This is a genomic window from Sphingobium cyanobacteriorum (assembly GCF_030580935.1).
GTDB lineage: Bacteria > Pseudomonadota > Alphaproteobacteria > Sphingomonadales > Sphingomonadaceae > Sphingobium > Sphingobium cyanobacteriorum.
The window spans coordinates 1-11,610 of record NZ_JAUQOM010000033.1 but is presented as its reverse complement, the minus strand read 5'-3'; the positions used below and the strand labels follow the sequence as shown (position 1 = coordinate 11,610).

Annotated in this window: 12 protein-coding genes; 7 read left to right on the top strand and 5 right to left on the bottom strand. The window is 61.7% G+C overall.

Translation table 11 applies throughout. The features are described from left to right. The 5 genes from Q4610_RS20945 to Q4610_RS20925 form a co-directional block, all read left to right on the top strand. A partial coding sequence (locus tag Q4610_RS20945; RefSeq protein WP_304537762.1) for a type IV secretory system conjugative DNA transfer family protein occupies positions 1-988 on the top strand: 988 nt, incomplete at its 5' end. Continuing rightward, positions 985-1,518 carry a conjugative transfer signal peptidase TraF gene (gene traF, locus Q4610_RS20940; protein WP_054944722.1) on the top strand — a complete coding sequence of 178 codons (534 nt, stop codon included), beginning with the start codon at positions 985-987 and terminating at the stop codon, positions 1,516-1,518. The genes Q4610_RS20945 and traF, both read left to right, overlap by 4 nt. Before the next feature lie 4 nt (positions 1,519-1,522). Then, the gene (locus tag Q4610_RS20935) at positions 1,523-3,703 is read left to right on the top strand and encodes a DNA topoisomerase 3 (RefSeq protein ID WP_086485397.1); all 2,181 of its coding nucleotides are present in this window, start codon (positions 1,523-1,525) and stop codon (positions 3,701-3,703) included. Then, positions 3,700-3,951 carry a conjugal transfer protein gene (locus Q4610_RS20930; RefSeq protein ID WP_054944723.1) on the top strand — a complete coding sequence of 84 codons (252 nt, stop codon included), beginning with the start codon at positions 3,700-3,702 and terminating at the stop codon, positions 3,949-3,951. The genes Q4610_RS20935 and Q4610_RS20930 overlap by 4 nt, the downstream gene beginning before the upstream one ends. Before the next feature lie 19 nt (positions 3,952-3,970). Further along, positions 3,971-7,330 (top strand): zincin-like metallopeptidase domain-containing protein, encoded by a 3,360-nt coding sequence (locus Q4610_RS20925; protein ID WP_086485398.1) that lies wholly within the window; start codon positions 3,971-3,973, stop codon positions 7,328-7,330. Between the two features lies 1 nt (position 7,331). Here the strand turns inward: Q4610_RS20925 and Q4610_RS20920 are convergent, their stop codons facing one another. Then, positions 7,332-7,733 carry a hypothetical protein gene (locus Q4610_RS20920; RefSeq protein ID WP_044663218.1) on the bottom strand — a complete coding sequence of 134 codons (402 nt, stop codon included), beginning with the start codon at positions 7,731-7,733 and terminating at the stop codon, positions 7,332-7,334. A gap of 26 nt (positions 7,734-7,759) precedes the next feature. Between Q4610_RS20920 and Q4610_RS20915 the strand changes: the two genes are divergently transcribed. Further along, complete coding sequence (locus tag Q4610_RS20915; protein ID WP_019053933.1) at positions 7,760-8,005, top strand: helix-turn-helix domain-containing protein; 246 nt, start codon at positions 7,760-7,762, stop codon at positions 8,003-8,005. A 146-nt stretch (positions 8,006-8,151) separates the two neighbouring features. Continuing rightward, positions 8,152-8,301: a hypothetical protein gene (locus tag Q4610_RS20910; protein ID WP_172668332.1), complete on the top strand. Its 150-nt coding sequence runs from the start codon at positions 8,152-8,154 to the stop codon at positions 8,299-8,301. Between the two features lie 10 nt (positions 8,302-8,311). Here Q4610_RS20910 and Q4610_RS20905 read toward each other — a convergent pair whose 3' ends face one another. The 4 genes from Q4610_RS20905 to Q4610_RS20890 all read right to left on the bottom strand — a co-directional run bounded on the left by Q4610_RS20905 (position 8,312) and on the right by Q4610_RS20890 (position 11,367). Beyond that, entirely contained in the window at positions 8,312-8,476 is a 165-nt protein-coding gene (locus Q4610_RS20905) for a hypothetical protein (protein ID WP_021223002.1), read from the bottom strand. 217 nt (positions 8,477-8,693) lie between these two features. Continuing rightward, positions 8,694-9,398 carry a DNA adenine methylase gene (locus Q4610_RS20900; RefSeq protein WP_006954176.1) on the bottom strand — a complete coding sequence of 235 codons (705 nt, stop codon included), beginning with the start codon at positions 9,396-9,398 and terminating at the stop codon, positions 8,694-8,696. 148 nt (positions 9,399-9,546) lie between these two features. Continuing rightward, a complete protein-coding gene (locus Q4610_RS20895) occupies positions 9,547-10,623 on the bottom strand; it encodes a hypothetical protein (RefSeq protein ID WP_044663217.1) in 1,077 nt (358 codons plus the stop codon). A 507-nt stretch (positions 10,624-11,130) separates the two neighbouring features. After that, positions 11,131-11,367 (bottom strand): hypothetical protein, encoded by a 237-nt coding sequence (locus Q4610_RS20890; RefSeq protein WP_044663216.1) that lies wholly within the window; start codon positions 11,365-11,367, stop codon positions 11,131-11,133. Between the last annotated feature and the right edge of the window lie 243 nt (positions 11,368-11,610).

Here is an 11,610-nt window from a genome sequence, read left to right as displayed (position 1 = left end):
ACAGGTGCTCGATCGAGACCGATGTTTACGAGATTGGAGGACAAGAGCGAGCCTGGTAGATCGCCATGTTCAATCTTTGTTCTTCAACATGGCCAAAATCGCAGCTTCGGGCCGACTGGGCCATGATGAGGGCGGATCGGTTCTATCGACCGCGCAGAGCTATCTAGAATTATATCAAGACCCGGTTGTGGCCTCCAATACCGCGACTTCCGATTTCCTCATTCGTGACCTGATGAACAGCGAGAGGCCGGTTAGCCTCTACATCATCACCCAGCCCACCGATAAGGACCGGCTCCGCCCGCTTGTCCGCGTCATGCTCAACATGATGGTGCGTATCCTTGCGCCCAAGCAGGAGTTCGAGGAGGGCCGGGTAGTTCAGAGCTACAAGCACCGCGCCCTGTTTATGATTGATGAGTTTCCCAGCCTTGGGAAACTTGGAATCATTCAGGAGTCCTTGGCGTTCGCCGCAGGCTACGGCCTGAAATTCTATCTCATTTGTCAGGACACCAACCAGCTTAGGAGCCGGGAAACCGGCTATGGGCCGGATGAGCTGATAACCTCCAACGCTCATATCCAGAACGCCTATCCGCCCAACCGTGTTGAGACGGCCGAGCATCTTTCCAAACTCACCGGGCAGACCACCGTTCTTAAAGAGCAAATCACCAAAAGCACCGGACGCGGGGGCGGGGGTTTCTTTGGTGGCACCGTGTCCAAGACCGTGCAGGAAACCCAGCGCCCGCTTTTGACGCCTGATGAGTGTATGAGGATGCCGGGGCCGAAGAAGACCCCGGACGGAGATATTTCCGAAGCGGGCGACATGCTGATTTATGTCGCAGGCTATCCCATGATCTATGGCCGTCAGCCCCTCTATTTCCAAGACCCGACCTTTAGTGCCCGCGCCAAGATTCCCGCGCCGGATCGGAGCGACACGATCAGGGGCAATCACGCGCCGAAGCCGCCCGAAGGGGGCCGGAGGATCAAACTATGAAGCGGCCGAGCTTCGCCAAGGTCAGCCGCTATGCGGTTTGTGGCGTGGCGGGGGCCATGATCGCCATGCTTGGCGCGAAGGCGGCGGGCCTTCGCTTCAACGCTACGCCGAGCATCCCGGTAGGCGTCTATCGGGCGACGGGCGGGACCGCGCAAAAGGGCGATCTTGTGGCGTTCTGTCCGCCCGCAGCGCCGCCCTTTTTGGAGGCGTTGCGTAGGCGCTACATCGAACCCGGCGACTGCCCCAGCGGAAGCTATGAAATGATGAAGCGGATTTTAGCCGCTAAAGGCGACCGCGTTGAGATTGGCGGGCAGGGCGTGCGGATCAACGGCCGCCTTGTCCCCGACAGCGCCCCGCAGCTTGCCGATGGGGCAGGGCGGGCCTTGCCCCGGCTCAATGCCGCTTGGACGCTAGGCGATGGGGAAATCCTTGTCCTTGGCGACAGCGCGGCCTCTTTCGACGGCCGCTATTTCGGGCCGATCAGCGCGCGGCAAGTGACCGCCTCCATCAAACCCGTAGTGACGTGGTGATGGCATGAGCGGAGAGATCATCGTCATTGCCGAAAAGCCCGAACTCGCGCGGGCCATTGCCGAGGGCCTTGGAGGAGGGGCGCGACAAGACGGCTTCATAGATTGCGGCCGTCATTATGTGACGTGGGCGATTGGCCACATGCTTGAGCTAGTGGACCCGCAAGACCCGTGGAACATGGCGGCGCTGCCGATCAGCTTCATCCCGTGGGAAAAGCGGCCCGTTGCCAAGACGAGCGCCCAGCTCTGCACGATCGGCAAACTCCTCAAATCGGCGCGGAGCGTCATTCACGCGGGCGACCCCGACGATGAGGGCCAGCTTATCGTTGACGAGATTCTGCAATGGGCCGGAAGCCGGTTGCCGGTCCAACGCCTGCTAATCAATGACAACAATCTAAAGGTTGTGCAGCGGGCCTTGGCCTCCATGCGGGATAACCGCGAATATGCCGGGTTATCCGCGTCGGCCGAGGCGCGCAGCGTGGGCGATTTGCTCTATGGCGTGAACATGACCCGCGCCTATACCCTCGCGGCGCAGGCGCGGGGGTTTCAGGGCGTTCTTAGTGTCGGTCGCGTGCAGACCCCAATCTTGGGCCTTGTCGTCCGCCGCGACCGCGATTTTGAGGCCCACACCAAGAGCCATTACTACACGGTATCGGGGCAGTTCAGTTTCGCCGGGCAGACCTTCCCCGCGCGTTACCAGATCGGGGAGGGCGACCCTGTTGATGAGCAGCGCCGCTTGATCGACCGCAATTTCGCGACGGCCGTAGCCGGGGCGGTGCAGGGGCAACCGGCTCGCATCGCCAGCGCCAAAACCACCGCGAAAGAGGCAGCGCCGCCGCTGCCCTACAATCTCTTGAAGCTGCAAACCGATGCCGCGCGGAAATTCGGCTACAAGCCCAATCAGGTGAAGGACATTACGCAGGCGTTGCGGGAGAAGCATCGCCTTATCACCTACAACCGCAGCGACAGCGAATATTTGAGCGATGAGCAGCACGCCGACGCCCCCGGCGTGCTGGCGGCCGTCGCCGCGACGGTCCCGATGCTGGCAGCGATCGCGCAGCGCGCGGACCCGTCGATAAAAAGCCGGGCCTTCAACTCGCAGAAGGTTTCCGCGCATCACGCCATCATTCCGACCGAAGCCACGGCCGACTTTGCCGCGCTGACAGAGCCGGAGCAGCGTATCTATATGCTGATCGCGCGCGCCTATGTCGCGCAGTTCTGGCCCGCGAACCAATATGACCAGACCGAAATCGAGATAGAGGTTGCGGGCCACGCCTTTTCCGCGCGGGGCAAGGTTGTGACCAAGCCGGGTTGGACGGTCCTCTATAAGAACGATGTAGGCAATGAGGATATTGCCGAGGACGAGGACACCCTTTCGGCCGACTTGCGTTCGATCGCGTCGGGCATGGCCGGGCAATGCCTTTCGGCCAGCGCCGACCAGCAGGAAACCAAGCCCAAGCCGCTCTATACGATGGCCACGCTTTTGACCGACCTAACGCGGGTGGCGAAATATGTTCGGGACGAGCGGCTTAGGAAACTCCTGATCGAGAAGGACAAGGGGAAGGCGGGTGAGCATGGCGGAATTGGAACCCCGGCGACCCGCGACAGCATCATAGCCACGCTTTTCGATCGCGGGTTTTTGGTCGAGAAGGGCAAGAATATCGTCAGTTCCCCGCAGGCGCGTGCCTTCTATGACGCCTTGCCCGATCAGGCGAAGTTCCCTGACATGACCGCCATTTGGCACGAACAGCAGCGCGCGATTGCCGAGGGCAAGAGCGATACCATGACATTCGTTCGCGGACTGGCCGATTATGTCGGCCGCGAGGTCGCACGGGTGAAAGAGCAGGGCCTTGCCATAGCGATCGACGCGCCGCCTTGCCCGTCATGTTCCAAGCCGCTGCGCCGGATCAAAGGGAGCAAGGGCTATTTTTGGTCCTGCACCGGCTATGCCGACGGCTGCAAATTCACCGCCAACGACAAGGCGGGCAAGCCGGAGCTGGCGAAGGCTCCCGCGCCCGTGCCGTCGCAGCAGCACAAATGCCAAGCGTGCGGCGCTGGCCTAGTGCGGCGTCCTTCCGCGAAAAAGAAGGGGGCCTTCTGGTGGAGTTGCAGCGCCTATCCCGGCTGCAAGCAGACCTATTTCGACAACAAGGGACAGCCCGATTTCAGCAAAGGAGAACGAGCATGACGGATCAGCCCAAGGCGCAGGACGCGCCCACCCTTGACGAGCTGGTGGCGCGCAAACTTGCCGACGCCGAGATTCCCGGCGCGGTTGTCGAGTTCGACCCGGAGGAAGCAGAGCGGGCAGGGGCCTTTGTCGAGGACGCCATGAGCGAGGCCGACGCGCGCGAGGCCGAGGAAGGGCTTGATGGTGACGCGGCACCGATCGCCACGGAACGCGGCGAATTGATCGCGGCAGCGCGCAACGCGAATTGATCTAGGGGAGGGCGAGGACATGGCCGAGGAGAAGAAGCCCTTTCACCAGCGGGTTGCCGACAAGCTGATAGAGCAGTTGAAGCAGGGCACCGCCCCTTGGCAGAAGCCTTGGGAGACAACCGGCAGCAGCGGATTGCCGTTCAATCCAACGACCGGGAAACGCTATCGCGGCGTCAATGTCCTCAATCTCATGTCCGAGGGCCGGGTTGATAATCGCTGGCTGACCTACAAGCAGGCCGCCGCCCAAGGCGCACAGGTGCGGAAGGGCGAGAAAGGCTCCCTTGTCCAATACTGGCAGTTCGAGGAGGAACGGGTAGTTCGGGACGAGAGCGGTAAGCCCGTGCTGGACGCCGAGGGCCGCCAGAGGAAAGAGAAGGTCGAGCTTGAGCGGCCCCGCGCATTTTATGCCGTGGTGTTCAACGCCGAGCAGATCGACGGGCTTCCACCTATCGCCACCACTACGCATGAGTGGAATCCGGTGGACCGGGCCGAGGCCATCTTGCAGGCGTCGGGCGCGAAAATCACCGAAGAAGCGGGCGACCGCGCCTTTTACCGGCCTTCGACCGACAGCATCACCTTGCCGTTGCGCAGCCAGTTTCCGAGCGCGGATCGCTTCTACGCCACGGCGCTGCACGAGCTGGGGCACTGGACCGGCCACCCCAACCGCCTTGACCGGGATTTGGCGCACCCGTTCGGTTCGGAAGGCTATGCCCGCGAAGAATTGCGAGCCGAGATTGCGAGCCTCATAACCGGGCAGGAATTGCAGATCGGCCACGACCCGGAGCAGCACGCGGCCTATGTCGGATCATGGATCAAAGTCCTTGAGGAAGACCCGCTTGAGATTGTCCGCGCCGCATCGGACGCCGAGAAGATTCACACCTATGTTCTGGCGCTGGAACAAAAGCTGATTCAGCAGGTCGAGCAGGCGCAGGACCATACGCGATATTTCGTCAGCAATGAGAATACGCTTTGCTATCAGCAGCCGGGCATGACGATGCTTGGCGTCCTCGCCAGCAATATAGACGGGCGCAACCCGATTAACGGGCCATTCTATGCCAGTCCGCTAGATCAAATCCGGCCTGCTACGCGCGAGGATTTTGATAGGTTCCGCGTGACTTTGCCGCCAGACTTCCAGCAGGCACCGGAGCAGCGCCAGAATGATCTTGATGAGGGCGATCGGCTTGCGGTCGCGGCCGTGGCCGAGACGGTTCAAGCCTATGAGGAGTGGCAGAACGGCCCCCATTTCGATGGGAACGAGGAAGCGGACCTAGTAATATCCGATGACCTCAACATGGAGCTGGACGATCGTATCAAGGCCGCCTTCGCCAGACCGGCGCTTGCAGCGGCGCTTAATGATTCCGGGTTTACGGTCGAGCGGCTGACAGACCATAGCGGCGACAGATGGGCCGCCGCAGCCGGGGCCGTTGCCGCCATAGGCGATTCTATACCGGACCCGCAGCAGCACTATTCCGACCGCACTTTGCACGCGCTGATCGACAAGCACGGTTGGGAGCCGGTTGATAGTGGCGGGCCGATGCACACCGTTCGACGGCAATTTGAGGGCGTCGGGCCGATCGGCACGATGATAACCCCGAACGGCGAGCGAAACCTTATGGCGGGCTATTCCGCCGATAGCGAGCGCCGCCGCTATATCGCCTTGTCCCTTGGGCCGAACCAGATCAGCGATTTTGATGGCCGCGACCAGAACCCGGAGGAGATTGCCCGCCTTATCAATTTGAAGGCGGAGCAATATGCCGATGAGCGCCGCGAGCGGCAGGGCTTGGCCCCGCTTTATGCGGTCAATTCGCCATCCTTGGACATTGACGCGACTGACCACCGGGACGCCGCGCCAGCGCCTTCCACCCGCACATATCTTGCGGTCCCCTATCGGGAGAAGGACGAGGCGAAAGCCTTGGGCGCAAAGTGGGATAAGGCCGAAAAATCATGGTATGTCCCGGCAGGCGCTAATGTCGAGCCGTTCCAGAAATGGCTTTCAAGCGCCGTAGAGGCACCCGCAGAAGATATAGGCCAATCGCTCCCCGGCGAGCGCGCGCAGCGCCCCACGGCCCCGGAGCAGCCGCAGGAAGGGCATACGATGAAGGAAACCCCGCGACAGACGCGCGAATATCTGGCGGTGCCTTATGGCGAACGAACCCTTGCCAAAGCCAACGGCGCGAAATGGGATGCCGCGCGCAAGAGCTGGTATGCGCCGGAGGGCGCAGACCCGGAGAAGCTGGCGCGCTGGAAAATAGACAATCAGCCGCGCCAGCAGGAGGCGAAAAGCCCGGAGGTCGAGTTTGCCGACGCCATGAAATCCCTTGGCCTTGAGGTTCCCGCAGGGCACCCGATGATGGACGGGAAGACCCACCGCGTTCCCGCAGCGGGGGACGGCAAAGGCGAGGCGGCGGGCTTCTACGTCGCGTTCACCGATGGCCACCCCGCAGGCTATATCAAGAACAACCGTTCAGGGCTGGATATGCGCTGGAAAAGCACCGGCTACACCTTGAGCGAGGAGGAGAAGGCCCGCTTGAACGCCGAGGCGGCCACCAAGCGCGAGGAGCGCGATCGGGAACGGACGGCGACATATGACGCGACGGCCGAGCGCGTGCAGCAGCGCGCCGCGCAATGCCGTCAGATCGAGCAGGCAACGCCCTACATGGAGAGGAAGGGCATTGCGCCGACGATCGGCGCGCTCGCCAGCGCCAGCGATAATACAATCCACCTTCCGGCGATCGACACCAGCGGCAAGCACTGGACGACGCAATATATTCAGGAAGACGGCACGAAGCGTTTTGCGAAGGAGAGCCACAAGGAAAGCTGTTTCCATGTGGTCAACGGGGGCGTGACGCCGCAGGCCGCACTAGCCGCGCTCGACAAGGCCCCGCGCATTATGATTGGCGAAGGCTACGCGACGATGGCGACCGTCTCTAGCGTGGTGGACCATGCGACCGTCGCGGCGTTCGATTCCGGCAACCTTCCCGCCGTCGCAGCCGCGTTGCGCGAGCGTTACCCCGACAAGCCGATTTTCATCATGGGCGAGGACGATCAGCGCGTCTTGGAGAAATTCGGCTACAATCCCGGCAAGGAGAAGGCGACCCAAGCGGCGCAGGCCGTGAACGGCGTTCCGGTCTTCCCGACCTTCGCTCCCGGCGAGCAGCAGGCCGACCCGGCACGCTTCACCGACTTCAACGACTTGCAGCAGAACAGCCGCTTGGGCCGTGAAGGCGTGGTGCGCCAGATCAGGGCGGCGATCGAGAACCCGCGTCAGCAGGAGCGGGAGGCTCCCCGGATCGAGCTGGACGACGAACGCGAAAGGAAGCGTTCCGGGCCGGTTATCGGAGACGATCGACCGGCCCAGCGCCGCAGCGTTCGACGCTAGATCAAGCGGAAACCAGCTTCCTAGAATAGTCGAGGGAACGGAGCGCGGTTTTGAGATGGAAGGCGGTTATGTCGTCGTCCATCTCCACCGCGATAACGAGGCTTTCCCGCGCGAGGTCTATAGCGTGGAGGAGGCCGCGATATTGTTCATCGCTCAGGTCCGTGTCTCGCATTGTTCTCGCAGTTCGCGGGGCCTCCGCTTCATCCACGGTCAGGGTGACAGGCTCCCGATCGTCATGGCCTTCGGCCTCTAGCTCGCTAATGTAATGCAGCGAATGGAGCGCGTGTTTCAGTTGAAAGGCTGATAGATCGTCGCCCAGCTCCGCCGCGATAGCGAGGCTTTCGCGCGTGAGGGCTATAGCATGTTGGAGGCGGTGATATTGTTCGTCGTTCAAGTCCATCATCACCCGACTCCGAAGCAGGTTCCAGAATGGCAATATACCTACGTTTGGACGATATGGCGCACCCGTTGAGCAAATTATTCGGGAAGCGGTTGAGGGCGCGGAGGCAGGCCCTCAAAATGTCGCAAGCGATGCTGCATGAGCAAACCGGCGTCACGGCCTCCTACATTTCGTTTATCGAGAACGGGAAGGCCAATCCGACCTTGGATGTTATGGCGCAGCTCGCGGACGCGATCGGTTGCCCTGTCTCGGAAATGTTGGCCGCTGAAGCATAGTCGCCGCTGTCTATGCGCTGCAGCATAGCCGCCCGCGTCTATGTCGCCGGTGGCATAGACGTTCCCGTCTATGATGCTGGCCGGTGAAGCCCCTTGCTGGCTTAGGAGGTTGCAGCATCGAGCCGGAGCCGTAATCATCCGGTGCCATGAAGGACTGGCCCGATCCGAACGACGATTCCGGCAGCGACTTGCTTATCCACATCGAGTTTTGGGGATTGCTGGCGCTTACCGGGCTTGCCTTCCTCGCGGGCGTTGGGCCGCCGATCGTCCGCTTTGTCCGTTCAGTCATCGGATAGGCGCGCACGCCTATGATGCTGTCCCGTGGCGGGGAACAATGTAGGCCCATATGCCGCCTTGGCTCGCCCACTCTGGATGCCGATAGTTATAGGCCATCATGGCGAGCGTGAACAGCAGCAGCAGAAGCGCCGACAAATCGCCGCGCGAAAAGGGCCTGTTGTTATCGCCGTTCATCGCCTCTTTTGACACAGGAGCGGTAATCGGACCCTTGCCCGCCTTGGTTAAATGTTGGTGGACGAGCTGGCGGCGCAGAAAGATGGACCCGACAGCTAATGCAGCCGGGTCCAGTGAAAGAACCTAAATGATCGAGAAAGGTTCTTCGGGTCGCAGGGCTGATCTAGGATGCTTTGGTTAATCATTTCACAACGGCAACGAGTGCGGCGCTGGCCTGCTATGAGTCCACTTCCAGCAGCGCGGCGAGGATCGCAATTCGCTCGCCCGCAGGCAGCTCGCTAAACATGCGTTTCCAACGTGCCGCCTTGCGCTTGATCCTCTGGCGATCGGTGAAATCCACCCCGGCATGGGTGGCCCAATGCGCCGCGTCGGGCGCATAGTTCATCCATAGACATTCGGTGCGCGGCCCGCCTCGCGTCATGGCCTGATAGGACAGGACGCGCCAGCGCGGCGCGGGCAGCAGTTCGCTATACAGGGACGAGGGATAGCCTGAAATCATCACCGAGGCGGGCAGCGCATCGAGGACGGCCAGCAGTTCCCTATGGTCCGCTTCCGTATAGTCATAGCGGTAGCGCGTGCCCGGATGGGAGCGCGTGGCGAGGACATAGGGCGGATCAGCATAGATCAGCACGCGCCCAGCGGCCGAAAAGTCGAAATCGCGCAGGAAGGCGAGGCAATCGACGTTGTAGGTTTCGACGGCCGCGCCATCGAACGCGCTCGATTCCTCTGCCGCGATCGAGCCGAAGCACTCAAAGGTAGCCGGATCAATTTCGAGGCCGATCGAGCGGGCAGCGGGAGGCTTGCGCCGGAGGACGATGCCGGAGCCTAGATGCGTCTCAATGTAGGTATCGTGCGGCGGCATATTGGCAATCACAGCCTGATATGCGCCCGAAACCTGTTTCGAGCCGAGATAGCCGGTCATGGCACCTACTGGAAAAGAAGGGGCAGGCGGGGGAAGCGTCCCCCTGCGATCGGGCCGCCCAGCGTCCCGATCGACCCCCACAGCAAGGGGCCAGCCCCTCGCAACGCTCCCCGGCTAACACCAAGCGGAAGGTTAGGGCTGGGGGCGTTCATCTGGAACGCCGAGGCGACGGCGGCTTAGGCAGGCCGTGGCCGATTTCGTTGGATTTGGTTTTGCCGTCGCTTTCGCTCTGGCCTGTCTTGAGGGCGTCGGAGAGTCCGGCGAGCGAGCTTCCCCGTGCCGCGTTCAGGAGAGACGTTCGGCCACTTTCCGGCGTAGCTTTTCGTCCGTCGCCATGTGCGAGGCTCCCACCAACATCAGGGCCTCCAATCGCGTAAAGTTGCCCGTGGGGAGACTGTCCTTTGAATTGGAGGGCGCAATCTGCGCTGACGCGGCCGAGTTGGTTGAGCCGGTCGAACTCTCTTTCAAGCCTTTCTTGGACAGGTCCATTTTCCAATTCCTTCCGCCAGATATTTACACCGTCCATGCCTTCTAGGCGATGAACATTCGCACGATCGCGCACGTCATGGACCGCAACCGAAATCTGATCGCCAAAGCGACCTAGAAGGGCCTCTAGGCCGTCAGGCGTGCCCTCCTGAATACGCACCATCACGGCCGCGCTCGCACCCCGGCCCAGCTCCTCAAAGCGTTGGAACGTGTGCGCAAGCGCCTCCTCTGGCCGAGGCAGCACCGCTATTACCCCGACCCTGCATCCGGCGCTCAATGCCTGTTCGACCTTGGCGATGCTCGCTTGCGGATCGACAAGCTGGCCCTCAAAGATCGCGCGCACGTCACGGCCGAGCCGGTTTCCTTCATGCAGCGCCGCATACTGGATTTCAGAGGTTTTCCCGGCCCCCGGCATCCCGGTTACGAACAGCACCAGGTTGCGGGCCGGATCGGAGCTATCGGCCACTACGCGCCGGTATTGTTCGGCCGCCAGAACGGCCGCGGCATTGTGGACGGGCGCGTTGTATCGGCCGCGGGCCTCTCTTGAGGCGGTATATTCGGGAAGCAGCTCTTTCATGGCGTCCGCACAGACGTAGCGCCCCCCGAAAGTGCCGGGTCGGGCCGCATAGTCCGTCAGGAACCGTTCGGGCGCAGCTTGCACGGCATCGACCACGCGCCGTTGCACGTCCGCGCGATCGGCGTCCGCGAACTCCAATACCCTGATAGGTTCCAATGCCATCCCGCTTCCTCTGTCAGATCCGGCATAGACGTAGGCGTCTATGAGAACCAGAACTATTTGTTGGAGCGTGGTCTAGCACGAATATAAGAAAGCCCGACACAGGGCCGGGCTTTCGCACTTTCGGACACAACGGCGGGTTGTGCGCGACCCGAAAGCAGAGTTGTTGCAGAACCGTATCGGGCAGGCACGGCGCTGGCAAGGCGAAGGAGCTGCGCCCGCGCGATATGCCCAGCCTTTATCGTCGGCAGGCTGTTAATCATGGTGTGCAACGGAAACTTACCATTCATCGTGCAGCGCGAGATTCATGGATAGCGATCCCGGAGAAGCGCGAAGGCTGCACGCGGTTGAGAACCGCGCAATGGCGCGCCGCATTGAGGCGGAGCGTTGGAAAGCTCTATGGGATGAGGCGCACCCCGCAGCGACGGAGGCCACGGCCCCGGACCATGCAGCTCCCGACAAACCGAGCCGCTTGCGCTCGATATTAACGCTATTCCGAAGGGATAGCCTCTAGTCTCGCTTATGACGCTGTTCAGGCTGGCCTAGAATGTGATCGTTGATGGTCGCAACGGCAAGCGGGATCAGGTTGAATAGCTGGTAGGCGAAGATCGCGCCGACAAAGAACACCAGAAGCGGGTGTGCCTCAACCAGATCATAGTTGGCCCGGACAAAAACTGTCCCCGCTGCGAAGGCGAGGACATAGAGGATCATCGTCAAAGCCCCGTCGAATAGGCTGCGCATCGTCATGGGCTGATCCTAGCCCCTTTATTCGACAGGGGCGAGGGGCGCGCTGGCGCAATCGTCGCCACCGCACAGGAGCCGCAGCGCGGGCTTGCCCCATGCCTGCACGCCGCATGTAGGGCAGCGGGCTCTGTTGCAAACATTCGGGACCGCCGAGCGGCACCGCGCCTTTGTTGGGATCAGGCCGCTTTGTTGAAATGCTGATTGAGCATGGCCATGGCCTCGGTCATGGCCGAGGGGCCAATGCCA

Coding starts and splice junctions, on each gene's coding strand:
- traF (WP_054944722.1), top strand. CDS start 985: ATGAAGCGGCCGAGCTTCGCCAAGGTCAGCCGCTATGCGGTTTGTGGC.
- Q4610_RS20935 (WP_086485397.1), top strand. CDS start 1,523: ATGAGCGGAGAGATCATCGTCATTGCCGAAAAGCCCGAACTCGCGCGG.
- Q4610_RS20930 (WP_054944723.1), top strand. CDS start 3,700: ATGACGGATCAGCCCAAGGCGCAGGACGCGCCCACCCTTGACGAGCTG.
- Q4610_RS20925 (WP_086485398.1), top strand. CDS start 3,971: ATGGCCGAGGAGAAGAAGCCCTTTCACCAGCGGGTTGCCGACAAGCTG.
- Q4610_RS20920 (WP_044663218.1), bottom strand. CDS start 7,733: ATGATGGACTTGAACGACGAACAATATCACCGCCTCCAACATGCTATA.
- Q4610_RS20915 (WP_019053933.1), top strand. CDS start 7,760: ATGGCAATATACCTACGTTTGGACGATATGGCGCACCCGTTGAGCAAA.
- Q4610_RS20910 (WP_172668332.1), top strand. CDS start 8,152: ATGAAGGACTGGCCCGATCCGAACGACGATTCCGGCAGCGACTTGCTT.
- Q4610_RS20905 (WP_021223002.1), bottom strand. CDS start 8,476: ATGAACGGCGATAACAACAGGCCCTTTTCGCGCGGCGATTTGTCGGCG.
- Q4610_RS20900 (WP_006954176.1), bottom strand. CDS start 9,398: ATGACCGGCTATCTCGGCTCGAAACAGGTTTCGGGCGCATATCAGGCT.
- Q4610_RS20895 (WP_044663217.1), bottom strand. CDS start 10,623: ATGGCATTGGAACCTATCAGGGTATTGGAGTTCGCGGACGCCGATCGC.
- Q4610_RS20890 (WP_044663216.1), bottom strand. CDS start 11,367: ATGACGATGCGCAGCCTATTCGACGGGGCTTTGACGATGATCCTCTAT.